Origin of the sequence: Streptomyces radiopugnans (assembly GCF_900110735.1) — a bacterium.
Lineage (GTDB): Bacteria > Actinomycetota > Actinomycetes > Streptomycetales > Streptomycetaceae > Streptomyces > Streptomyces radiopugnans.
On the sequence record NZ_FOET01000003.1, the window covers coordinates 267,831 to 291,668 of the forward strand.

At 74.8% G+C, this 23,838-nt stretch carries 19 protein-coding genes; 5 read left to right on the forward strand and 14 right to left on the reverse strand.

The features are described from left to right. Window positions 1-51 precede the first annotated feature (51 nt). The 9 genes from BMY40_RS08650 to BMY40_RS08690 form a co-directional block, all read right to left on the reverse strand. Window positions 52-891: an HAD family hydrolase gene (locus BMY40_RS08650; protein ID WP_093657242.1), complete on the reverse strand. Its 840-nt coding sequence runs from the start codon at window positions 889-891 to the stop codon at window positions 52-54. Continuing rightward, window positions 888-2,165 carry a serine--tRNA ligase gene (gene serS, locus BMY40_RS08655; RefSeq protein WP_093657244.1) on the reverse strand — a complete coding sequence of 426 codons (1,278 nt, stop codon included), beginning with the start codon at window positions 2,163-2,165 and terminating at the stop codon, window positions 888-890. The genes BMY40_RS08650 and serS overlap by 4 nt, the downstream gene beginning before the upstream one ends. A 653-nt stretch (window positions 2,166-2,818) precedes the next feature. After that, window positions 2,819-3,757, reverse strand: coding sequence for a prephenate dehydratase (pheA, locus tag BMY40_RS08660; protein ID WP_093657797.1), 939 nt, complete (start codon window positions 3,755-3,757; stop codon window positions 2,819-2,821). 43 nt (window positions 3,758-3,800) lie between these two features. After that, window positions 3,801-5,078 carry an iron uptake transporter deferrochelatase/peroxidase subunit gene (efeB, locus tag BMY40_RS08665; protein ID WP_093657246.1) on the reverse strand — a complete coding sequence of 426 codons (1,278 nt, stop codon included), beginning with the start codon at window positions 5,076-5,078 and terminating at the stop codon, window positions 3,801-3,803. 52 nt (window positions 5,079-5,130) lie between these two features. After that, window positions 5,131-7,209 carry a copper resistance CopC/CopD family protein gene (locus tag BMY40_RS08670; protein WP_093657248.1) on the reverse strand — a complete coding sequence of 693 codons (2,079 nt, stop codon included), beginning with the start codon at window positions 7,207-7,209 and terminating at the stop codon, window positions 5,131-5,133. Window positions 7,210-7,225: 16 nt separating this feature from the next. Next, window positions 7,226-7,720, reverse strand: coding sequence for a copper chaperone PCu(A)C (locus BMY40_RS08675; RefSeq protein WP_093657250.1), 495 nt, complete (start codon window positions 7,718-7,720; stop codon window positions 7,226-7,228). Beyond that, a complete protein-coding gene (locus tag BMY40_RS08680) occupies window positions 7,717-8,412 on the reverse strand; it encodes an SCO family protein (protein ID WP_093657252.1) in 696 nt (231 codons plus the stop codon). Before BMY40_RS08680 ends, BMY40_RS08675 begins: the two co-directional genes overlap by 4 nt. A 92-nt stretch (window positions 8,413-8,504) precedes the next feature. After that, the gene (locus BMY40_RS08685) at window positions 8,505-9,329 is read right to left on the reverse strand and encodes a YcnI family copper-binding membrane protein (protein WP_093657254.1); all 825 of its coding nucleotides are present in this window, start codon (window positions 9,327-9,329) and stop codon (window positions 8,505-8,507) included. Between the two features lie 157 nt (window positions 9,330-9,486). Next, window positions 9,487-10,371, reverse strand: coding sequence for a hypothetical protein (locus tag BMY40_RS08690; protein WP_093657256.1), 885 nt, complete (start codon window positions 10,369-10,371; stop codon window positions 9,487-9,489). A gap of 215 nt (window positions 10,372-10,586) precedes the next feature. On the opposite strand from BMY40_RS08690, the gene BMY40_RS08695 reads away from it, so the two are divergent. Then, a complete protein-coding gene (locus BMY40_RS08695) occupies window positions 10,587-11,198 on the forward strand; it encodes an ATP-binding protein (protein ID WP_093657258.1) in 612 nt (203 codons plus the stop codon). Window positions 11,199-11,358: 160 nt separating this feature from the next. Further along, window positions 11,359-13,353 (forward strand): cellulase family glycosylhydrolase, encoded by a 1,995-nt coding sequence (locus BMY40_RS08700; protein WP_093657260.1) that lies wholly within the window; start codon window positions 11,359-11,361, stop codon window positions 13,351-13,353. A 110-nt stretch (window positions 13,354-13,463) separates the two neighbouring features. On the opposite strand, the gene BMY40_RS08705 is transcribed toward BMY40_RS08700, so the two are convergent. After that, the gene (locus BMY40_RS08705) at window positions 13,464-14,945 is read right to left on the reverse strand and encodes an aminopeptidase P family protein (protein WP_093657262.1); all 1,482 of its coding nucleotides are present in this window, start codon (window positions 14,943-14,945) and stop codon (window positions 13,464-13,466) included. Between the two features lie 157 nt (window positions 14,946-15,102). Next, window positions 15,103-16,740: a PP2C family protein-serine/threonine phosphatase gene (locus BMY40_RS08710; RefSeq protein ID WP_093657264.1), complete on the reverse strand. Its 1,638-nt coding sequence runs from the start codon at window positions 16,738-16,740 to the stop codon at window positions 15,103-15,105. Window positions 16,741-17,460: 720 nt separating this feature from the next. Here BMY40_RS08710 and BMY40_RS08715 point away from each other — a divergent pair. Both BMY40_RS08715 and BMY40_RS08720 read left to right on the forward strand, forming a co-directional pair. Then, complete coding sequence (locus tag BMY40_RS08715; protein WP_093657266.1) at window positions 17,461-18,171, forward strand: bifunctional DNA primase/polymerase; 711 nt, start codon at window positions 17,461-17,463, stop codon at window positions 18,169-18,171. Between the two features lie 196 nt (window positions 18,172-18,367). Then, window positions 18,368-19,072 (forward strand): hypothetical protein, encoded by a 705-nt coding sequence (locus BMY40_RS08720; protein ID WP_093657268.1) that lies wholly within the window; start codon window positions 18,368-18,370, stop codon window positions 19,070-19,072. Window positions 19,073-19,308: 236 nt separating this feature from the next. Here the strand turns inward: BMY40_RS08720 and BMY40_RS08725 are convergent, their stop codons facing one another. The 3 genes from BMY40_RS08725 to BMY40_RS08735 all read right to left on the reverse strand — a co-directional run bounded on the left by BMY40_RS08725 (window position 19,309) and on the right by BMY40_RS08735 (window position 21,917). Next, window positions 19,309-20,277 (reverse strand): DUF5926 family protein, encoded by a 969-nt coding sequence (locus BMY40_RS08725; RefSeq protein WP_093657270.1) that lies wholly within the window; start codon window positions 20,275-20,277, stop codon window positions 19,309-19,311. Between the two features lie 96 nt (window positions 20,278-20,373). Next, window positions 20,374-20,898, reverse strand: a complete 525-nt coding sequence (locus tag BMY40_RS08730) for an ATP-binding protein (protein ID WP_093657272.1) — start codon at window positions 20,896-20,898, stop codon at window positions 20,374-20,376. Between the two features lie 191 nt (window positions 20,899-21,089). Further along, window positions 21,090-21,917, reverse strand: a complete 828-nt coding sequence (locus BMY40_RS08735) for a glycerophosphodiester phosphodiesterase (protein WP_093657274.1) — start codon at window positions 21,915-21,917, stop codon at window positions 21,090-21,092. A 167-nt stretch (window positions 21,918-22,084) separates the two neighbouring features. Between BMY40_RS08735 and BMY40_RS08740 the strand changes: the two genes are divergently transcribed. Then, window positions 22,085-23,803 carry a S1C family serine protease gene (locus tag BMY40_RS08740; RefSeq protein WP_245769956.1) on the forward strand — a complete coding sequence of 573 codons (1,719 nt, stop codon included), beginning with the start codon at window positions 22,085-22,087 and terminating at the stop codon, window positions 23,801-23,803. Window positions 23,804-23,838 lie beyond the last annotated feature (35 nt).

Here is a 23,838-nt window from a genome sequence, read left to right on the forward strand (position 1 = left end):
ACCCGAACCGACCCGGCGCCCTTCCGCGCACGGCGCTCACGGGCCGGCGGGTCACGGACCGGCGAGCAGCCGCTCCAGGACGACCGCGATGCCGTCCTCGTCGTTGGACGCGGTCACCTCGTCGGCCACCGCCAGCAGCTCCGGGTGGGCGCCGGCCATGGCGACGCCGTGGGCGGACCAGGCGAACATGGGGATGTCGTTGGGCATGTCGCCGAAGGCGATCGTGGCCGTCGCCGAGAGGCCCAGGCGGCGTGCGGCGATCGACAGGCCGCGGGCCTTGGACAGCCCCAGCGGCAGCAGTTCGACGATGCCCTCGCCCGCCATCACCACGCTCACCAGGTCGCCCGCGATGCGCCGGGCGGCGTCGGCCAGTGTGTCGTCGTCCAGTTCGGGGTGCTGGATGTAGAGCTTGTTCAGGGGCTCCGCCCACAGCTCGTCCGGGTCGGCCCCGGCGATCGCGGGCAACTCCTCGCCGATCGGCCGGTAGCCCGGTCCGAGCAGCACCTCGCCGTCCAGCCCGTCCCGTGAGGCGGCCACGGCCAGCGGTCCGGTCTCCGTCTCGATCTTCTCCAGCGCCAGCCGGGCCTGCTGCCGGTCGAGCGTGACGGAGGTCAGCAGCCGGTGCTCGCCCGCGTGGTAGACCTGCGCGCCCTGCCCGCAGACGGCCAGGCCGTCGTAGCCCAGCTCGTCCAGGATGTGCCGGGTCCAGGGCACGGCGCGGCCGGTCACCACGATGTGGGCGGCGCCCGCCGCCGTGGCGGCGGCGAGCGCGTCGCGGGTGCGGACCGAGACGGTGTCGTCGCTGCGCAGCAGCGTGCCGTCGAGGTCGGTGGCGACCAGCCGGAACGGGAAGCCCGGTGCTGCGCCGGGGCCCGGTGCCGTGCCGCTCACCGGGACACGGGCTCCAGCACCTCGCGCCCGCCGAGGTAGGGGCGGAGCACCTGGGGGACGCGGACCGAACCGTCGGCCTGCTGGTGGTTCTCCAGCAGGGCCACGATGGTGCGGGGCACCGCGCACAGCGTGCCGTTGAGGGTGGCCAGCGGGCGCACCTTCTTGTCCCGGCGCATCCGGATGGACAGCCGGCGGGCCTGGAACTCGTTGCAGTTCGACGCCGAGGTCAGCTCGCGGTACTTGCCCTGGGTGGGGATCCACGCCTCGCAGTCGAACTTCCGCGAGGCGGAGGCGCCCAGGTCGCCGGTGGCCACGTCGATCACCCGGAACGGCAGCTCAAGGCCGGTCAGCCACTGCTTCTCCCACTCCAGCAGCCGCCGGTGCTCGGCCTCGGAGTCCTCGGGGGCCACGTAGGAGAACATCTCCACCTTGTCGAACTGGTGGACGCGGAAGATGCCGCGGGTGTCCTTGCCGTACGAGCCCGCCTCGCGGCGGAAGCAGGGGGAGAAGCCCGCGTAGCGCAGCGGGAGGCTGTCCGCCTCGACGATCTCGTCCATGTGGTAGCCGGCGAGCGGTACCTCGGAGGTGCCGACGAGGTAGTAGTCGTCCTTCTCCAGGTGGTAGACGTTCTCGGCGGCCTGGCCGAGGAAGCCGGTGCCCTCCATGGCGCGCGGCTTGACCAGCGCGGGGGTGAGCATCGGGATGAAGCCCGCCTCGGTGGCCTGCGCGATCGCGGCGTTGACCAGGGCCAGCTCCAGCAGGGCGCCGACGCCGGTGAGGTAGTAGAAGCGCGAGCCGGAGACCTTGGCGCCGCGCTCGACGTCGATCGCGCCCAGCGCCTGGCCGAGCTCCAGGTGGTCCTTCGGCTCGAAGCCCTCGGCGGCGAAGTCGCGCGGGGCGCCGTGCGTCTCGCGGACGGTGAAGTCGTCCTCGCCGCCGACCGGGACCTCGGGGTGGACGAGGTTGCCGAGCTGGAGGAGGAGCCGCTGCGCCTCGGCCTCGGCCTCGTCGCGCTCGGCGTCGGCGGCCTTGACCGCGGCGGACAGCTCGCCCGCCCGCTTCAGCAGCTCGGCCTTCTCCTCGCCGGCGGCCTTCGGGATCAGCTTGCCGAGCTGCTTCTGCTCGGCGCGCAGTTCGTCGAAGCGGACGCCGGACGACCTGCGCCGCTCGTCGGCGGAGAGCAGGGCGTCGACGAGGCCGACGTCCTCTCCACGGGCGCGCTGCGATGCGCGCACACGGTCGGGGTCCTCACGGAGCAGGCGAAGGTCAATCACGCCGCCAGGGTACCGGGGGCGTGCGGCCCGCTCGACCCGATATGGCGGTACGTGGCGTTATGCGGCTTTTGTCGTTTCCTTTGGAAAGGCGAAAGGGGCCGTCAAGGAAATTGCGGATGTCACCGTACAGAGGGGGCCGGAAGTACGGGGGTGGACGGGGCGGGGCGGTGGCGGAAGACCGTGGGCGGGGGCGTGAACAAGGGTGTGCACGCGAGGCCGCAGGGGTCCTGCCCGGGCTTCCGCCGGTCCTTTCCCGGGTCTCGCCCGGACCTGAAGTGAGGGCTGGAGACGGTCCCTGACCGGGAGGAGTGGCGATCGTTATCCACAGCCCCGGGGGGTACCGCCGAGTTTTCCACAGGGTCTATGGAAATCCTGTGGAAGACGGAGGGGAGTGCGCGTGCGGGATTCGCGCTCGCCCATCGATTCCCTCCTCTCGCATCTTCTACACGCCTTTTCGGATGGAAATGCCACCCTCTCGGGTGCTGATCAATCGAATTGATCCGATGCGGAGGTTCTGAGGGGTTGTGAACCGAGAAGGGAGTTTAGGGGCTTTTGTCCGAAATGGCCGTTTGGTCTTTTCGTGTTGTACACAGGACGACCGCCTGCCCTGTGGATAACTTCCGCGAGGCGCCGCACACCCCCGGGCACACCCCTCAGGCGCGGCCGTCGACGCAGCGCGCCAGCCAGTCGGCCGCCTCCGCGAACTCGTCGTCCGTCGTCCCCCGCCGCAGCGGTGTGGTCTGCGACGGCTCCACACCCGCCCGCGGGTACGACCCCAGGAAGCGCACCTTCGGGCAGATCCGCCGCAGCCCCATCAGCGCCTCGCCCACCCGCCGGTCGGAGATGTGCCCCTCGGCGTCCACCGAGAAGCAGTACCGGCCGATGCCCTCACCCGTCGGCCGCGACTCGATCCGCACCAGGTTCACGCCCCGCACCGCGAACTCCTGGAGCAGCTCCAGCAGCGCGCCCGGGTGGTCGTCGCCGAGCCACAGCACCAACGAGGTCTTGTCCGCGCCCGTACGCGCCGCGGGCCGCCCCGGCCGACCGACCAGCACGAAGCGCGTGGCGGCGTTCTCCGCGTCGTGGATGCCGGTCACCAGCGGCTCCAGACCGTACGTCGCCGCCGCGAACTCGCCGGCGAACGCCGCGTCGTACCGGCCCTCCTGCACCAGCCGGGCGCCGTCCGCGTTGGAGGCCGCCGACTCCCACTGGGCGTCGGGCAGGTGCTCCGCCAGCCAGCGGCGCACCTGCGGCTGGGCGACCGGATGCCCGGTCACCGTCTTGACCGCCTCCAGCGCGGTGCCCGGCCGCACCAGCAGCGCGAAGGCGATCGGCAGCAGCACCTCGCGGTAGATCATCAGCGGCCGGCCGGTGGCCAGCTCGTCCAGGGTCGCGGTGACCCCGCCCTCCACCGAGTTCTCGATCGGCACCAGGGAACCGCCCGCCTCCCCGTTGCGCACGGCGTCCAGCGCGGCGGGCACCGACACCATCGGCACCAGCTCGCGCGTGGCCGCCTCCGGAAGGGTGCGGAGCGCGGCCTCGGTGAAGGTGCCCTCGGGGCCCAGGTAGGTGTAGCGGCTCGCGGGTGACATGCCGTCCACAGTAGACCGGCCGGGGGACGGGCAGCCCCCGGTCTCAGCCCTCGAACAGGCGCTGGCCGACGTACTCGCCCTTCCGCGCGCCGCCCGGCACCGCGAACAGCGCGCTCGCCTCGTGCCGGATGAAGCGGGACAGGGCGTCCCCCCGGTCGAGCTTGCGCTGCACGGGCACGAAGCCCCGCATCGGGTCCGCCTGCCATGCGACGAACAGCAGCCCGGCGTCCGGCGCCCCGTCGTCGCGGAAGCCGTCGTGGTAGGAGAAGGAGCGGCGCAGCATCGCCGCGCCGCCGTTGGAGGCGGGCGCCGTCACCCGTACGTGGGCGTCGGCGGCGATGGCCAGGTTGCCGTCCGGGCCCCGCTTGTCCAGGTCCACCGGGGTGGTCTCGGAGCCGCCCGACAGCGGGGCGCCGTCGGACTTGCGGCGGCCGATCACCTTCTCCTGCCCGTCGAGGGGGACGCGCTCCCAGTCGTCCAGCAGCATCCGGATCCGCCGCACCACCGCGTACGAGCCGCCCGCCATCCACTCCGGGTCGCCGCCGGCGGGCACGAAGACGCGCTGCCGGAAGTCCTCGTCCGTCTCCTTCGGGTTGTTGGTGCCGTCGACCTGGCCCATCAGGTTGCGGGCGGTGCGGGGGGCGGCGGTGGCGCCCGGGGATCGGTTGAAGCCGTTCATCTGCCAGCGCACCCGGGCGGTGCCGTCCGCCTCGCGCTGGAGGGCGCGCAGGGCGTGGAAGGCGACCAGGGCGTCGTCGGCGCCGATCTGCACCCACAGATCGCCGTCGGAGCGCCCGGCGTCCAGCTCGTCGGCCGAGAACGGGGGCAGCGGGGCGAGGGCGGACGGGCGGCGCGCGGCCAGGCCCGTGCGGTCGAAGAAGGTGCGGCCGAAACCGAAGGTGACGGTGAGGGAGGACGGTCCGGCGTCCAGGGCGATGCCGGTGTCGTGCAGCCGGGAGGCGGGCGTCTCGCCCGCCATCAGCGCCTCGGCCGTCCGCGTCCAGCGGCGCAGCAGCGCGGCCGCCTCCTTCCGCCCGGCGCCCGGTGCCAGGTCGAGGGCGAGGAGGTGCCCGTGCGCCTGCGCCGGCTCGATGATGCCCGGCTGGTGGTCGCCGCGGAAGGGGACGCGGTTGCTGCCGACCGTGGACAGCGCGGTGGGCGGCTCGGTGGCGGCGGCCGTGCCCAGGGCGCCGCCCGCCGCGCCGAGCGCCAGCCCGGCGGCGCCGGCCGCGCCCGCGGCGCCGAGCAGACGGCGGCGGGAGGGGCCGGGGCGGAGGTCGGTGGACTGCTCGGGGCCGGTGTCGGGGTGGTGGTGTGTCATCGCTGCCCAGTCTCGGTTCTCGGGTGGTACGGGGGCGGGTGGCGGGTGGCGGTCAGTCGAGCTCGAAGGTCTTCCGCTCGGTCACCTGGTCGATGTCGGAGGTCCGCACGGTCACGGCGGCCTCCCAGGCGCCGGGCAGGGGGAGTTGGAGGCCGGTGGCGGACCAGCGGCCCTCGCCGGTCCGCTTCAGGGGGACGGTCAGCGGGCCGAGGTCGCGGGCGGGGAGGGTGAAGGCGACCCGCACCTCGGGCGCGTCCAGGGGCTCGCCGCCGGGGGTGGTGGTGCGCACCAGCAGGGAGTTGCCGCCGCTCCCGCCCGGGTCCAGCAGGAGCTGGGCCCGGCCCGCGCCGTCCGGGCCGCCGGTGTCGAAGGGGACGGTGAGGACCAGCGGCCCGCGGCGGTCGGAGCCGGACCCGCCCCGCTGCTCCTGCCGCTGCTCGGCGGCCGTACCGGACGCCGTACCGGACGCCGCGGCGGTACGGGCGGGCTCGGCCGCGGTGAGCAGGGTCGTCACGGCGAGTACGGCCGCGGCGACGGCCGCCTCGGCGAGCACCGAGCGCCGCAGCCCGGCGCGTACCGGGTCGGCGTCGCGCTCCCGCCTGCGGCGCGCGGCCTCGACCGCGGCGCGCTGGCGGGCGAGCTGCGCGGCGCGCTCGGGGGTGACGTCCGGGCCAGGTTCGGGGACGGTAACCGGCTCGGGGGCGGCAACCGGTTCGGGGACGGTCTTCCCCTGTTCCCCGGCGGTGTCTGCGACCGTGTCCCCGGCCGTGTCTCCGGTGGTGTCCCCGGGCGCGTCCGCCAGCCGGGCGGTGTGGCGGCGGGAGAACCGGGCGACCCCGAGCAGCAGCGCCACCAGCGCGATCTTGACCAGCAGCAGCCGTCCGTAGGAGGTGGAGGTCAGCGCCGCCCAGCCGCCGACCTGGCGCCAGGACTGGTAGAGGCCGGTGGCGGCGAGTACGGCCACGCAGCCCAGTGCGATCCGGGAGAAGCGGCGCACCGCCTCCCCGCCCACCGCGGGCCCCCACCGCAGCGCGGTGAGCAGCGCCGCCAGACCGCCCAGCCAGACGGCGACGGCGAGCAGGTGGACGATGTCGGCCGGTACCGCCACGGCGGTCTGGACGCCGGTCGAGGCGTGCTCGGCCGCGGCCCATGTCGCGGCGAGCCCCACGGCGACGACCGCGCCGCCCGCCGACAGGCCGAAGACCAGGTCCCGCCGGTCGCGCCGGGCCTGCTCCCCGCCGCCCCCGTTCCCGGAGCCGTCCCCGCTCGCGGACTCCCCGCCGCCCCGCCGGGCGTACGCCCCGAAGAGCAGCGAGACGAACAGCGCCGCCACCGCGAGCAGCAGCAGCCGGGACACCAGCGCCGTACCCGTCCGGGTCTCCAGCACCGTGCGGAGCGCACCCGTGTCGAGCATGTCGCCCGCCCCGCCCGCGCCGGTGTACGGGACCCGCAGCAGCAGGACCGCGACGGTGGCAGCGGTCAGCGTGACCCAGCCGGCCACCACCAGGCGCTGCACCGCCCGCACCCGGGCGGCGGCGGGCAGGCAGCCGAGGACGAAGACCGCCCCGCCGACGAGCAGCACGAAGCCGGTGTAGGCGGCGTAGCGGGCGATGTCGTGGAGCACGCCGGCCGGGCCGCCGCCCGGCTCCTCCTCCGGCACGGCGGCGGAGGTCTGCGAGGGGGCTCCGACGGAGAAGGTGAAGGCGCCGGAGATGGGGTGGCTGTCGGCCGAGACCGCCTGCCAGACGACGGTGTAGGTGCCGTCGGGCAGACCGTCGCGCAGCCCGGTCCCGTGGCGGATCTCGCCGCCCGCGGAGAGGTCCCGCGGCTCTCCGGTGTCCACGCGCCCGCCGTCGGGCGCGAGGACGCGGATGGCGTCGTCGGCCAGCGACACGCTCTCGGAGAAGGTGAGCGTCACCTGCCGGGGAGCCCGGTCCACCACCGCTCCCGGCGCCGGGTCGCTGCCGGTCAGCGTGGCGTGCGCGGCGGCCGGCGCGGCGCCGCCGAGCAGCAGCGCCGACAGCAGGCCGAGCACGCCGAGCACGCCGAGCACGCCGAGCGGTCCGGACAGGCCGGGCAGGCCGGTCCGGGCGGCCGGCCTCGGCAGGGCGCCGGGAGCGGTGGTGGTCATGACGGCGGTACCTGCCTCACTGCTCGGAATGCCCGGAGTGCCCGGAGCCGTCGGGGACGTGGTTGACCGCCTCGACCGGCACCTCGACGGTGATCGGGTCGGACTTCTCGAAGCGCAGTTCCACCGAGACCTTCTCGCCCTCGGCGGGCTTGCGCTCCAGATCCATGAACATCAGGTGGTTGCCGCCCCGGCTGAGCTCCAGCGTGCCGTTGGCGGGCACGGTCAGGGAGTCCACCCGCCGCATCCGCCCGCCGGAGGTCTCGTGTATCTGCACGTCGCCGGAGATGTCGCTGGCGGCCGAGACGAGCCGGTCGGCGGTGTCGCCGTCGTTGCGCACGACCAGGAAGCCGCCCGCCCGCTCGGCGGTGACCGGCTCGGGCACGTAGGCGCCCTCCACGGTCAGCTCCGGACCGGAGGAGGCGCCGCAGGCGGTGGCACCTCCGGTGAGCAGTGCGGCGGCGAGGGCGAATCCGAGGGCCCTGCGGGCGGGACGGTCGCTTCGGCGGTTCACGGCAGCTTTCCTTCGGCGAGTGCGGGGAGGTCCTTCTCGTAGGTCTCGACGGGCACGTCCTCGGTGTAGAGGACGTGCGCCCTGTCGTCCTCGGGCAGGAAGGCCAGGACCTGGGTGCCGTGGGAGGAGACGACGTCGCCGTTCTCGTCCTCGGCCGGCGGCTCCAGGGCGATGCCCAGGGAGCGGGCGCCGGCCTGGATCTTCTCGAAGTCGCCGGTGAGGCCGATGAAGTCGGGGTCCTGGGCGCGCAGCCACTCGCCGAGCGACTCGGGGGTGTCGCGCTCGGGGTCGGAGGTGACGAAGACGACCCGCAGCTTCTCCTGCTCGGCCTCGGGCAGCTTGGACTTGGCGACGGCGATGTTGCTCATCGTCAGGGGGCACACGTCGGGGCAGTGGGTGTAGCCGAAGTAGATCAGGGTCGGGCGGCCCCTGGTCTCCTCGACCAGGTCGTAGGTCTCGCCGTCGGTGTCGGTGAGGACCAGTTCCGGCTTCTCGAAGGGGTTGTCGAGGACGACGCCCTGCTTGGGGCCGCCGCCCGCGTCCGCGGAGGCCGCCGCGTCGCCGGAGGCGCCGGAGCCGCCGTCGCCGGAGGTGCCGCAGGCGGTGGCGGCTCCGGTGAGCAGTACGGCGGCGAGGGCGAGCCCGAGGGCCCGGCGGGCGCGCCGGGGGCGGTGGCGCGGAGTGTGGTGCATGAGGGTTCTTTCTTCCTTGCGGTGGTGGGCTGCGGCCGGGGGCCCGGAGGGGTCCGCCGGGACGGGCGGGCCCCTCCGGGGGCGGCCGGGTGTCAGGAGGTGCGGCGGCGTCCGGCCAGGACTCCGTAGGCGATGCCGCCGGCCCCGAGGACGATTCCGGTGGCGGCGAGGACGCGCGCGGTGGTGTCGGAGGTGTCCGCCGCGCCTCCGGCCTCGTTGCGGGTGGTGGTCCCGGCGCCGGCCTGGTCGGCATCTGCACCGGACTCGGCACCGGACTCGGCGTCGGCGTCGGTGCCGCCGTGGCCGTCCCCGCCCTCGGCGGGCGGGACGAGGTTCAGCACGGGCGCCGGGTGCTCCGGCTCCTCGCCCCCCTCGGCGGGCGGCTCCTCGATCCAGCGCACGACCTCGTCGTTGCTGTACGTCTGTACGGCCTTGAGGACGAGCCGGTCGGTGTCCTCGGGGAGCTGTCCGACGGAGACGGGGAACTGCTGGAAGGTGCCCGGCTCGATGCCGCCGCCGGTCTCCGTCCAGGTGACCTTGGAGGGCACCTCGGTGAGCTTCCGGCCGTGGGCCTCCACGGGCTCGGCCGGCTTGGTCTTCGTCACCTTCACGTCCCAGCCGGGCACCGGCTGGGGCATCACCGAGGCGAGCGGGTGGTCGGCGGGGAAGGTGAGCTCCACCTTGACCGTGGAGGCGTTGTCCCGCTCGTTGGGGACCTTGACGTCGATCGTCGTGTAGCCGCCCTGCTCGGCCTCGTCGGGGTTGACGGAGACGTGGGCGGCGGCGGGACCGGCGGCGGCGAGCGCGAGGGCGGCCGCGACGGCGCCGGCCGCGGCGAGGCGGCGGACGGACGGCACGGCGGACCGAGCGGCGGGCAGAACGGTGGACGGCACGGCGGACGGTGTCGTGGACTGCATGCTGAAGGACACTCCTCATGAGGCATGGGGGCGCTCTCCGGCCGCGACCGCGCTGGGTCGGGGAGGCGTCGAGCCTCCCGGCCGGACGAGCCGGGGCATGGCGCGCGGCGGTACGCGCACCCCACCCGTGACTCGGTGGAGCGGGGGAGCGTGCGCTTCAGGCCGCGAGGACGAGATCTCCGGCGGCGGGCGGCCCGCGCCTGACCACCGAGTGCGCCGGCAGCAGGGAGGCGGGCGGCACCGGGCCGCCGGCCGCGTCCGCGCGCGGGGCGCGCACCGGCACGGCGTCCTCGGGCAGCAGCCCGCGCAGCAGGGCGCGTACGCAGCGCAGCGCGGTGCGCAGGGCGCGTACGAGCGACTCGCCGAGCCCGCCGCCGAGCCCGTCCGCGAAGTGGGCCGACAGCCTCACCAGCCGCCACAGCGCGGCGTCGCCGCGGCGCAGCAGCCAGCCCATGGCCAGCGCGGCCAGCAGATGGCCGAGCAGCATGGGGGCGGAGAGCAGCGACAGGGCGGAGTGCACGGCGTACCGCAGGCAGTCGGCCGCGCTGCCGGTCACCGCGCCGGCCACCGTGTCGGCGGCACCCGCCGCGGTCTGCCCCGCCGCGGTGTGGCCGCCGTGGAGGGCGCCGGAGAGCCCGGCGTCGGCGACGATGCGGCGGGCCTCGGCCTCGCTCAGGGCGGCGGCGGCCCGGTCGTTGCACAGCAGCCGCCCGGCCAGCGCGAGCACCCCGCCGTCGCCCCGGTCGAGGGCGGTCGGGGCCGGGGCGGTGCGCCCGGCCCGGCCACAGGAGAAGAGGAAGTGCAGCACGATCTGCCCCAGGGCCAGCAGCGCCGCGATGCCCGGCAGCGAGCGCTCGCGTCCGGCCAGCGGCACGGCGGTGGCGAGCACGGCCGCGAAGCCGGCCAGGAGCGTCCACGCCGACAGGGCCTGCCCGGCGGCGAACACGTGCCCGGCCGCGGACAGCGTGACGCAGACCGCGGCGAACACCGCGGCCCGCAGCAGTCGCAGGTCGGCGGCGGCACGCGCGACGGGGGCTCTCATGGCCGGGCCATCATCTCATCACCCCTTCGGCCGCGACACGGGGCACCCTCCCAACGCGGTTGACAACCGTACGAGGGGATCACCTCGTACATTTTCCGTACATTGCGGAACTCGTCGGGTCCGCCGAATGAGGGGTAGCGTGCCGCCGCCGTGCTTACCGCCGCCACCCCGGGCAATACGTATGCGTATGTCGAGCCGCAGCCAGGAGGCTGAGCATGAGCATCTGGTGGTCCCTCCACTTGCGGCGCGAGGCTGCGAGCGTCCCGCTCGCCCGGCGGCTCCTGCTCGGGGCGATGGAGACGGCGGGGGTCGACCCCGACGTCTCCTACGACCTGTCGGTCGCGCTCTCCGAGGCCTGCGCCAACGCGGTCGAGCACGGCGGTCCCGGGAGCGGGGGGCCGGCGGGTGCCGGGGAGTACCACGTGACGGCGTACATCGATGACGACATGTGCCGCATCGAGGTGACCGATCACGGACCGGGCTTCGTGGACGGGTACCGCAGCGCGCCCCGCGCCGCGAACGCCGACACGGTCACTGACACGGCCGAAGACACGGCCGCCGGCAAGGCCGGTACGAACAACACGGCGGACCTCGACACGGCGACCGCCTTCGGGCCGCTGTTCGCCAGAAGCGCGGGTCCGGCCCGCGACGGGTTCCGCGAGGGGGCGCGCGACGGGGTCCACACCGACGAGCACGGCCGGGGCCTGTTCCTGATCGAGGCCCTCGCCGACCACGTCGACTTCCGCAACCGTCCGGGGGACGGCGCCATGGTCTGCTTCGACAAGCTCCTCAAGTGGCGGGAGGACTCGCTGCTGAGGGCCTCCTGACCGGGCCCGGCGGCCGGTTCCGCCGCGGACCTCGCGGCCGGTTCCGCGGCCGGGCCCCACGCCCGTCCCGCGGCGGGAGGGGGCCCGCGCACCGTGGCGGGCGTTCCGGTGCGGTACTACCGTTACCGCCGGAAACCCCCCACGGCTGAAGGGAACCCCCATGGGACACCCCCTCTCGACGCGCCTCTTACGAGCCCTGCGAGGACCGGCGGCCCTCCTGCTGACGGCCGGCCTGCTGGCGGCCGGCGCCACCACCCCCACCCGGGCCGCACAGCCCTCCGCCCCCGGAGCCGCCACCTCCGCCGCGGACGCCGCCTCCGCCGATCCCTCCGCCGAGCCCCCCGGGCTGTCCGTGGCGCCGAAGACCGGCGCCGACGGGCGGCGCACCTGGGTCTTCCGCGACTCCCACGGCCGCGAGACCACCCTGCGCGGCTTCAACGTCTCCGGCAGCACCAAGCTCTACGAGAACGGCCTGCTGCCGTTCCGCAGCACCGCGGACGCCGCCCGGTCGGCACAGGCGATGCGCGACCTGACCGGCGCCAACGCCGTCCGCTTCCTGATCACCTGGGAGGGCGTGCAGCCCGCGCCGGACCGCATCGACACCGGCTACCTCGACCGGGCCGCCGCGCAGATCCGCGAGTTCACCGACCGCGGCTTCCACGTCCTGCTCGACTACCACCAGGACCTGTACTCCTCGCACCTGTTCCACCAGGGCAGCTGGTACACCGGCGACGGCGCGCCGAAGTGGGTCGTGGACGGCGGCGGCTACCCCCGGGAGTCCTGCGGCGTGTGCGTGATGTGGGGGCAGAACATGCTCACCAACAAGGCGGTGCGGCAGGCCGCGTACGACTTCTGGCACAACCGCACGATCACCACCGAGGCGGGCGAGGTCGCCGTCCAGGACGCCTACCTGCACCAGGCGAAGGCCGCCATGACCCATCTGCGCCGCGTACTGCCGCCGTCCTCCTTCCGCGCGATCGCCGGCTTCGACGCCTTCAACGAGCCCTACGACGGCGGGCTGGACGGGGTCACCGGCGCGCGCTGGGAGAGGGACCGCCTGCTCCCCTTCTACCAGCGCTTCCGGGCCGCGATGGACGAGGCGGGCTGGCGGGACAAGCCGCTGTTCGCCGAACCGCTGGTGTTCTGGAACACCGGCTTCCTGGAGCAGGGCGGCTTCACCGAGACCGGCCCCCTCGGCCCCCGCTACGTCTTCAACAGCCACTACTACGACGGCGCCCGTATGACGGTCGACCCCACCCCGGCCGGTGACGGCGCCTACGCCGCCGCGACCGGCCGCATCCGCGACCGCGCCGCCGAACTGGCCACGGCCCCCTTCGTCTCGGAGTTCGGCCACCGGATGACGGGCTGGGGCAGCGACCGCGGCCCGTGGATGACGCGGGCGATGTACCAGGGCATGGACCACGGCACCAGGGGCGCCGGCTGGTGGAAGGACCCCGCCGCCTCCGGGGACGTGCTCTCGGGCACCCACTGGCACTGGGACGTCTACAGCGGGCGGCACCGCGAGGCGATGAACGGGAACCCGGACAAGATCCTCACCGAGGGCGACGCCTGGAACGACGAGGACCACTCCGTCGTCACCTCCGCCGACGACGGCACCGTGCGGCTCCGCCTCGACCGCCGCGCCCTGGACCGGCTCTACCCCACCGCCGTGTCCGGCGACACCCTCGCCTTCGCCTACGAGGACATGGCCCGCTCCGGCTACGCCCGCGAGGGCGGGGAGGCCGGCGGCCGGGAGGAGGCCTGGCTGCGTCCGCCGTCCCAACTGCCCGGCGTCGCCAGGCTGCTGGAGGGCGGCCGGCAGTTCGGGGTGCTGGTCTGGCGGGGCTCGCCGGACGCGGCCGGGGCGCCGACCGCCCTGCACCTGCCGGCCTCCTTCCGGCCCGCGGACACCGTCGTCGCCGGCGATGTGGCGTCGGTGCGCGGCCTGCCCGACTCCGGCTCCGGATCGGGCCCGGTCTCCGTGGACCGGGAGGAGGGCTCGGCCACGGCGAACCGCCTGCTGATCGAGCCCACCGGCGGCGACGGGGTGCACGTCGCGCTCGTCGTCGGCTCCGGCGCGGGCGAGATCTCGGAGGCGGAACTGTCCGCCGCGGCCCGCGAGCTCACCGACTGGAAGGAGGCCGCCTTCGGCTGACCCCGCCCCGAGCCGGTCCCGGGCCGGTCCCGGGCCGCAGCCCTCGCCGGCCCTTCGACGGCCCCCGCCGGACCGGTACGCCCGTACCGGCCCGGCGGGGACGCCGTACGTCAGCCCCGCAGGCGCGCCATCCACGCCTCGACCTCGTCCGAGCGGCGCGGCAGCGCGGCGGAGAGGTTCCGGTTGCCGTCCTCGGTGACGAGGATGTCGTCCTCGATGCGCACGCCGATGCCCCGGTACTCCTCGGGCACCGTCAGATCGTCCTCCTGGAAGTACAGGCCCGGCTCCACCGTCAGGCACATGCCCGGCTCCAGCGTGCCCTCGGCGTACGTCTCGCGGCGCGCCGCGGCGCAGTCGTGGACGTCCATGCCGAGCATGTGGCCGGTGCCGTGCAGCGTCCAGCGGCGCTGGAGGCCCAGCTCCAGCACCCGCTCGACCGGACCCTCCAGCAGGCCCCACTCCACCAGCCGCTCCGCCAGCACGCGCTGCGCGGCCTGGTGGAAGTCCAGGTACTTCGCGCCCGGCTTCACCGCCGCGATGCCCGCCTCCTGCGCGTCGTACACGGCGTCGTAGATCTTCCGCTGGAGGTCGGTGAAGCGGCCGTCGACGGGCATGGTGCGGGTGACGTCGGCGGTGTAGAGGGTGTGGGTCTCCACGCCCGCGTCCAGCAGCAGCAGATCGCCGGAGCGGACGGGGCCGTCGTTGCGCACCCAGTGCAGGGTGGTCGCGTGCGGTCCGGAGGCGCAGATCGAGCCGTAGCCGACGTCGTTGCCCTCCACCCGGGCGCGCAGGAAGAAGGTGCCCTCGATGTAGCGCTCGGAGGTGGCCTGCGCCTTGTCCAGCACGCGGACGACGTCCTCGAAGCCGCGCACGGTCGAGTCCACGGCCTTCTGCAGCTCGCCGACCTCGAAGTCGTCCTTGACCAGGCGCATCTCGGAGAGGAAGACCCTCAGCGCCTCGTCGCGCTCGGCGGTGGTCTTGTCGGCGAGGGCGGCCTCGACGCCCGCGTCGTGGCCGCGCACCACGCGCACGTCGCCGGAGGCCTCGCGCAGCACGCCGGCGACGGTGCGCACGTCCTCGCAGGGCATGCCGTAGAGCTTCGCGGCCTCGGTGAGGCTGTTGCGGCGGCCCACCCACAGCTCGCCCTGGCCGTCCAGCCAGAACTCGCCGTTCTCGCGGTCGGAGCGGGGCAGCAGGTACAGCACGCTGTCGTGGCCGCCGTCCGCCCTCGGCTCCATGACCAGGACGCCGTCCTCGGTCTGGTCGCCGGTGAGGTAGGCGTACTCGACGGAGGCGCGGAAGGGGTAGTCGGTGTCGTTCGAGCGGGTCTTGAGGTTGCCCGCGGGGATCACCAGGCGCTCGCCGGGGAAGCGGGCGGAGAGCCGCGCGCGCCGCTCGGCGGTGTGCGGGGCCTGCGGGACGGGTTCGAGGTCGCGCAGTTCGGTGTCGGCCCAGCCGGTCTTCATGTTCTCGGCGAGCTCGTCGGAGACGCCCGGGTACAGGCCGTTCTTCCGCTGCTTGATCGGCTCGCCCTCGGGCTCGGGCTCTACGGCCGCCTCGTCCGGGGTCTCCGGCGTCTGCTGGTCAGCCACGTCGCTGCCTCCTCCTGGTGGTGGTGTGGGCCGGGTGAGGGCCGCCTCCCATCGTAGGTCCGGCCTGCTCGCAGCGGCCGGGGCCTGTGGACAGTGCCTTTGGACGGGCCTCTGGACAGACCTTCGGGCAGGTCTTCGAACAGGATCCGGACGGGGCTCAGAAGCGGGCGGCCAGCAGCACGACGTCCTCGGCGGCCCCGGCATCCTCGGCGGCCCCGGCGTCCCGTGTGTCCCGGGTGTCCCCGTCGCCCCCGCCACCGTCCGCACCGCCCCGCTCGCCGGGCAGCACCGAGCGCAGCAGGTGGTCCAGCAGCGCGTCGGGGTCGGCGCGTACGGCAGGGGCGGCGGCGACGGCCGCGGCCCGGAGCCGGGCGAAGGCGCGCTCCAGCGGCTCGCCGGTGCGGTGCAGCAGGCCGTCGCTGTAGAGCAGGAGCGTTTCCCCGGGGGCCAGGTCCACCTCGACGCTGGGCGCCTCCCAGCAGGCGAGCATGCCCAGCGGCGCGGAGAGCGCGGTCTCGACGACCTCGGTGCGCTCCGGCCCGACGATCAGCGGCGGGCAGTGACCGGCCCCGGCCAGCACGACCCTGGTGCCCGCCTCCGGACCGCCCGCTGCGGACGGGGAGCGCTCGGCGTAGCCGAACAGCGCGGTCGCCGACCGCGCCGGCTCGGTCAGCCGCAGCAGCAGCTCCAGGTCGGACAGGACCGCGACCGGATCCTCGCCCTCCATCACCGCGTACGCCCGCATCGAGGCCCGCAGCCGCCCCATCGCGGCCAGCGCGTCCGGGCCGGATCCGGTGACCCCGCCCACGCACAGCCCCAGCGCCCCCTCGGGCAGCGGCAGCGCGTCGTACCAGTCGCCGCCGCCGCGCGGCCCGGTGCGGTGCCGCACCGCCAGCCGCACCCCCGGCACCCGCGGCAGCCGGGAGGGCAGCAGCCCCTCGCGCACGGTGTCCACCGCGGAGCGGGCGCGGGCGAGGTCCACCTGGCGGGCGATGTGCTCGGCGGCGTGCCGCACGTACAGGCCGAGCAGATGGCGCTGGCGCTCGGTGGGCCGCGCGGGCTCGTCGTACAGCCAGACGGCGGCGCCCACCCGTCCGGTGCTCCGCGCGGTCAACTGGACGGCATGGCTGGCGGCGTAGCCGAGGCGGGCGGCGACCTCGCGGTGGCGCGGATCGAGGTCCTCGTCCCGGGCGATGTGGGGGTGGGTGATCTCCCGGAGGCCCCAGGGGCCGCCGGTGCCCGCACCCTCGGTGCCGTCCGTGTCCTCGGCGTCCTCGGAACCCTTGGCGTTCTGGGCGTCTTCGGAGCTCTGGGCGTTCCCGGCGCCTCCGGCGCCGGTCCCGGGGAGGCCGCCGAGGAGCCGCGCGTAGGAGGCCGAGTCGCGCGGGACGGTCTCGATGTGGCCGAGGTCCGCCGCCCCCAGGCCGAGTCCGACGGTGGTGTCGGGGCCGAGTCCGTCGGCCGGCTCCAGGGCGATCAGTCCGCGCCGGGCGCCCACGAGGGCGGCTCCGGCACGCAGCGCCTCGTGCACCGCGTCCTCCAGGGTGTCGGTGCGCACCAGGCGTTCGGTGAGGTCGTGGAGGGTGGTGAGGTCGGAGATCCATCCGGCGAGGCGGTCCTGGACGGCCGCGAGCCGCTCGACGGGCCGTGCGAGGGCGGGGTCGTCGACGGCCGGGTGCCGGGGGGAGGGGGCGGGCTGCCGGTGGGGCGCGGCCGCCGCGGACGGAACAGTGTGCTGGGGGAGAGTCGAAGTCGATTCGATTCCGGCCAGTTTCGGCGGCTGCTGGGCGCTCATGGGCGGCTGCCCTCAGTGCGGGCCGGCGTCGTCAATAGCATCGCAAACCCCCATGTCGTGCTGCTCCGCTATCAATGTCTTCAGGTGTACACGCCCTGATAACGGGTGTCCAGCATCGCCCCGGCAGGCCGCGGACGTACCCGCCGACCGGTTTCGGGGCCGGGCCCGCCGGGTGCTCCCGGAAGGTCCGGAGGTGTCATGGGGGTGGCCATGAGCTTGGCCGAAAACGTACCCTGTGCCGGGCGGTGCGCGGTCGACTGGCCCCGGTACGGCAGCGCGTCATCACGATTGACGTGGGTACACGGTTACCTACGGCACGAGGGATCGGGCGGACGAGCAGCGGCCGGGCTCCGCCGGAACCCGGCGAGGGGCCCGTGCGTCCCACGCAGTGGGAACGAGGCGCGTGGCCGTACGCGCCGAGAGGACCGGAGCACGGCAGGCAGAGGCCCACCGGGCGGTACGGCGGTACGGGCGAGCACGACACGAGCGTCGTCCGGAGCGTGTCGTCGCGCCGCGTTCCGCGCTCGGTCCGAGAACGCCCCGGCCCCGGCCGCGGAGAGCAACACGGTGACGTACTGCCCGGTGGCCCGGGCGCGGTCACACGAGATCCACAGGTGTACAGGTGTAAGGGACCGGAAGACCGTGATCGGCCTTCGGTCCTGCTGAGTCCTTGTCGATGTACTTGTCGATCCATGGCGTTACGGAAAGGAACGAGCGCTGATGCGCGAGATCCTCGGAAGGCGACGCATGACCCGCTGGGCGCTGCGCGACGCGGCGCTCGTCTGCGCGACACGGTGGGGGTGGCCCGTGCTGCCCGGTGTGGCGCCGCGGGAGTCCAGGCGCCTGACCGCACGCCAGTCGGGGCAGCCGCGGGGGCGCTGCTCCTGCCCCCGGCCCGACTGCGTGGTGCCCGGCGCCCACCCCTTCGACCCCGAACTGCCGGCGGCGACCACCGACGAGCGCATGGTGCGCTGGTGGTGGACCAACCGCCCCGACGCGCCGGTCCTGCTGGCCACCGGCGGCCGCGCCCCCTGCGCGCTGAGCCTCCCGGCGGCCGCGGGCGCCCGGGCGCTGGAGGAGTTCGACCGGCTCGGGCTGCGCACCGGCCCGGTGATCGCGAGCCCGACCCGCTGCACGCTGCTGGTGGCGCCGTACGGCCTGGAGGAGCTGGGCGAGCTGCTCCACGCCCAGGACTGGGTGCCCAGTTCGCTGCGGTTCCACAGCGGGGGCGGCTACGTCGCCCTGCCGCCGTCGCGCACCGGCGCGGGGCAACTGCGCTGGGAGCGCCCGCCGATCGCGCTGGGCGTCGGCGCCCGCGGCACCCTGCGCGGGGGCGGTGTGCCGTGGTTGCCGAGGATGGAGCCCTTGGTGGACGTGCTGGTGCGGGCGAGCGCGGCCGTCCCGGAAACGGGCAGCCGGCTGGCGTACTGACGGGCGGCGCACCGACGTACGGCGGGCGGCGGGCCGGGGTCCGCAGGTCCGGCCCCTGTCCGGTCCACTCTTACGGGTGGCGGTGCGCCGGAGTTGAAGGGAAACGGGCGTTCCGTCCGCCGGGCGCCTTCTCCGTGCCGATATGTTCGGGCTGCCGAAGACCCCCTTCCCTCCAGCGAGTTGCAGGTGGACCGCCATGCCCGAGCCGCAGCAGCGTGCCCCGGACCTCCGTGTGACCGCGCTCGCCGCCGGGATCGCGCTCGCGGCGGCCCTGCCGCTCGCCGCCGCGACCGCCGGGCCGGGCGAGCCGCGTCCGGACGACGGGCGCAAGGCCGTCGTCACCGCCACCGCCGCCTCCGCGGCCGACGCCTCCGGGGAGCCGCGTCCGGAGCCGGCGCCCGGTCCCGGGACCGACCGCTCCCCGCTCCCCCTCCCGCACGGGCTCCTCTCCCCCAGGGCGTCCGGCGCGGACCTGCCGGAGACCTCCGCCGTCTGCGGCCCCCGGACCGTGTCCCCGCAGGGCGTACGGGCGCAGACCTGCGTCCTGACGCGGGACGGCGCCGTCTGGGGGCGGATGTACCACCGGAACACCACGGGCGAGGCACTGTACGGCGCCCTGAGCCTGCTCGGCCCCGGCGGGCACGCGGTCACCGCTCCCTGCGAACTGCCCGCGGACGGCCGGGCGGGCGTGTGCGACACCCCGCACCGGCGCGCGGAGCGGACGTCACCGCCCTCGCTCCCGTCCCCGGAGGGCGAGCCGTACACGGCGGTGGCGGAGATCGCGTCACCGGACGGGGAGGGGCTGCTGCTGCGCACCGGCAGCGAAACCGGCGGCGCCGGGGGTGCCGGCGGCACCGGAGGCGGCGATGGCGCCCGGGGCGCCGACCCCATGCGGAAATAGGGGAGTTGAGCTGCCGTCCGCACGCGCCGAACCCATATGCGGAAGTGCGGGCATGAAAAGACCCGGTCGCTGGCGACGGGGGATGCACCAGCGACCGGGCTGAAAGAACCGTAACAAGTAACGGCCCGTTCGCAAATTCCACCGACCTCTTCCGGCCGCCGATCTACCTGCGGGTACGTCCCGTTGTGACGGGAATCACTTGCCTTTTTCTCCCCGTACTCGCCGGAATTCGTCTGTCAGTTGAGAGTGATCTGGCGATTTGTGAATCCACTGCGCGCCCGGCGCTCCTCCGCGGTGAGCGGATCGTTGGCCTCCAGCGCCTCGGCGAGCCGTTCCGCGAAGGCCGCGGCCGGCTTCTCGCACTCCTGCGCACCCATCGCGCTCGGCAGGTCCCACACCGGGACCATCAGGCCGTGCGCCCGGAAGGAACCGACCAGCCGCGTGCCCTCGCCCAGCGACGACGCCCCCGCCGCGTGCAGCCGGGCGAGCGCGTCCAGCAGCCGCTCCTCCGGGTGCGGCATGACCCAGCGCAGGTGGTTCTTCTCCGGGGTCTCGCACCAGTACGCGGCCTCCACCCCCTCCAGCCGGGCGGTGGGCAGGGCGGCGGAGTTGGCGCGCTCCAGCGAGGCGGCGACCTCCGGGCTCTGGTTGCCGGCGTCCTCCACCCAGAACTCGAAGCCGCTGTGCACCTCGGGCACGAAGGGCGCGTCGAGGTCCAGCAGGTCCTGCAGGCGCGGGGCGTCGGCGGGGATGCGCTCGGCGGCCACCGGAGTGCCCGGCTTCGCCGTCAGGGCCCGCCGCAGCACGTCGGCCAGATCGCGGCTGATGTCGCCGGAGGGGGTGTCGTTCTGCACGCCCAGCAGCACGGCCCCGTTGTCGCGGCGCAGCGCGGGCCAGGCCATCGGCAGGACGGTGGCCAGCGTCACGGAGGGGACGTCCTCGGGCAGGCCCTCCCTCAGCTTCAGCGGCACCGTCGCGGCGGGCACCAGCTCGCGCAGCGCAACCCAGTCGCACTCCCCGGGCAGTCCCTCGAACGGGCGGCGCACCAGCTCGGTCACCGCCTGCGCGGCGGCGCGCCCGTGGCAGGCCTTGTAGCGGCGGCCGGATCCGCAGGGGCAGGGCTCGCGGGCGCCGACGACGGGGATCTCACCGTCGGCGAGCTGCGGCTTGGCGGCCTTGGTCTGGGGTCGGCGCTTCTTGGCCATGGGGTGGGGTCTCCCGGTCGTACGGACGCTGTCGGCGCGAGCCTAGCCCTTGGGGCCGGGACGGCACGCGTACGCGGGAGGGACCACCCGGAACGGCTACCCGAAGTCCTCCAGGCCCTCCAGCTCCGACAGGTCGAAGCGCATCGAGGAGGCGAACGCGTCCTTCTCGGACGGCGCCACCACCGCCCACACCGTCACCCCGCCGTGGCTGTGCCTCTGGCCGTGCCCGCGACCGCCCCGGTCGTCGCGCACGCCCCAGTCGCGGGCGAGGGAGGTGATGATCGACAGCCCCCTGCCGCCCCGCGCCGTCACCGACGGGTTGGACGGCCGGGGCCTGGTCGGGCCTCCGCCGTCGGTGACGGAGACGCTCACCCCGCCGTCGGAGGTGCGGCCCCAGGCCGCGCGTACGCAGTCGCTCACGCCGATCGGCCTGGCGTGCCGGTACGCGTTGCTGAGAAGTTCGGAAAGAATGAGAACCGCGTCGTCCACGACGGCTTCGGGCGTACCGGAGTCGAGGAGTTCCTCGCGCATCCGGCGCCTCGCCGCACCCACGCCCGCCGGACCGTGGGGTACGGCCATCGTCGACGACGTCGGCGCCTCCTGTGCAACCACCAACGCCACCCCCGAGACCTCCTTGTTCGCCCCACGCCACGTGATGGATGCCCTTTCGCCCGAAGGCGGAAACCGCCTGACCCGGTACCGTGACGCAGCCCTCACCGCCCGTTCACCACCGGCGGGCCCGAGTGCGCCGTGGTGCGCCGACCGGCCCTGCCCGCGGGGCCCGTACGGGCCCGGCCCCCGCCCCGCCCGGCTCAGTCCCGGAACATCTCGTCGAGCTGGTCCAGTACGCGCCGGGGCCGGTTGGTGATGATGGCGTCCACGCCGAGCAGCGCGCACAGCTCCACGTCGGCCGGATCGTCCACCGTCCACACGTGCACCCGGTGGCCCTCGCGGTGCGCCCACGCCACGTACTCGGGGTGGTTGCGCAGGATCCGGATGCTCGGCCCGGCGATCCCCACGCCCGGCGGCAGCCTCCCGTCACGGTGGCGCGGCAGCAGGAACTGCATCAGGTAGACGGTGGGGATCCACGGCGCCGCGGCCCGTATCCGGTGCAGGGAGCGCGCCGAGAAGCTCATCACGCGCACGGGGATGGCCGGGTCGTGGCGGGCCAGCACCCGCAGCAGTTCCTCCTCCACCTGCCCCGCCCAGCGGGTGGGGTGCTTGGTCTCGATGGCCAGTTCCACCCGGCGCCCCGCGGCGGCCTGCTCCTCCACCAGGCGCAGCAGCCGCTCCAGGGTGAGGACGGAGGTGTGCTCGCGGCTCTCGGTCTCGGGCGACTCCTCGTCGCCGAGCCGGCCCTTCCAGGAGCCGAAGTCCAGCTCGGCCAGTTCGGCCAGCTCCAGCGAGGAGACGGCGCCGCGGCCGTTGGAGGTACGGTTGACGCGGCGGTCGTGGACGCATACCAGGTGCCCGTCGGCGGTGAGCCGCACATCGCACTCCAGCGCGTCGGCGCCGTCCTCGACGGCCCTGCGGTACGCGGCCAGGGTGTGCTCGGGGGCGTCCTCGGAGGCCCCGCGGTGGGCGACGACTGAGATGGGGCGCCGGGATCCGGGCGACCCCTGGGGCTGATCAGGGCTCACCGCGTTATGGTGCCACCCCGCCCCGTGCGCGGCGGCCCGGGCGTCCGTCCGGACGGGTGCGCTTACGCCGGTCTGACATGCGGTGGGAGAAGCTTGACGCCATACACCTGAATACGCACGCCGTCCCCGGAAAGACGTGCGACTGTCGTGTACCTGAGGAGAGAGCTGTGAGCACCGAGAACGAGGGCGCCGCCGGAGAGCACGCGGCCGACGCCCCCGTGCCGCACCCGCCGGCCGACCGGTCCGCCGCGAACGGCGCCGCCGCGCCCAGGACACCGACCGACAACCCGCCGGAGGACTACGACCTCCAGGCCCCGGCACCGGCGCCCGCGCCCGCTCCCGAAGCGGCGCCGAGGGACGAGTCGACGACCCTCCTGCGGAAGATCGAGCCGGAAGGCCCCGAGCCGACGGCGCAGCGGGCACCGCAGCCCGCACCCCCCGCCGCCGCCCAGCCCGCGCCCCCCGCCGCGCAGGGCCACACCGCGCAGGGCCACCCGGCCCCGCAGCCCCCGCCGTCCCCGCAGGGCCACCACACCCCGCAGGCCCCCTCCGCCGCGCAGCAGCAGCCTCCCGCCGCACAGCAGCCCCCCGCCGCGTACGCCTCCCCCGCACCCCACTCCTCCGCCGGGCAGTGGGGTGCACCGGGCGGCGGCTACGACGCCTACGGCACCCCGCAGCCCGCCCCTGGAGCCCCCGGCGCGCCCGGCACCCCCGGCGGTGGCCCGGCCTCCCCCTGGGGCGCTCCGCTCGCCTCCCCGCCGGCCCCCGAGGGCGGGAAGAAGCGCCGCTTCGGCGGTCTGATCGCCGCCGTCGCGGCGGCGGCCCTCCTCGCGGGCGGCGTCGGCACGGGCGTCGGCTACTGGGCCGCCGACCGCACGGACCGCGGCTCGACGACGATCTCGGCCGGCGGCAGCCTCGAACAGGTCGACCGTGCCCCCGACTCCGTCGCCGGAATCGCGGCCAAGGCCCTGCCCAGCGTCGTGACGATCCAGGCCGAGGGCGGCGGCGAGAGCGGCACCGGCACCGGCTTCGTCTACGACCAGCAGGGCCACATCATGACCAACAACCACGTGGTGGCCAGCGCGGCCGACGGCGGTGAGCTGACCGCCACCTTCTCCGACGGCCGCAAGTACGACGCCGAGGTCGTCGGCCGGGCCCAGGGCTACGACGTGGCGGTCATCAAGCTGAAGAACGCCGGCGGCGCCAAGCTCACCCCGCTGCCGCTCGGCAACTCCGACAAGGTCCAGGTCGGCGACGCCACCATCGCCATCGGCGCCCCGTACGGCCTGTCCGGCACGGTCACCACCGGCATCGTCAGCGCCAAGAACCGCCCCGTCGCCTCCAGCGACGGCCAGGGCTCCAAGGCCTCCTACATGAGCGCCCTCCAGACCGACGCCTCCATCAACCCCGGCAACTCCGGCGGCCCCCTGCTCAACGCCGAGGGCGCGGTCATCGGCATCAACTCCGCCATCCAGTCGGCCGGCGGCGGCCTCGGCCAGGGCTCGCCCGGCAGCATCGGCCTCGGCTTCGCCATCCCGATCAACCAGGCCCAGCGCGTGGGCAAGGCCCTGATCGAGACCGGCGAGCCCGTCTACCCGGTCATCGGCGTCCAGGTCGACCTCCGCGCCCAGGGCAACGGCGCCCGCATCATCGAGGACACCGACGACGGCAGCGAGCCCGTCACCCCGGGCGGTCCGGCCGACAAGGCGGGCCTGAAGCCGGGCGACGTGATCACCGAGCTCGACGGCGTCTCGATCGACAGCGGCCCCACCCTGATCAGCGAGATCTGGGCCCACGAACCGGGTGAGAAGGTCTCGATCACCTACACGCGCGGCGGCAAGGAGAACGAGGCCGAACTGACCCTGGGTTCCCGCGAGGGCGACTGACGAACCGGCTAGGCTGTCCCCACGCCGTACCGCAC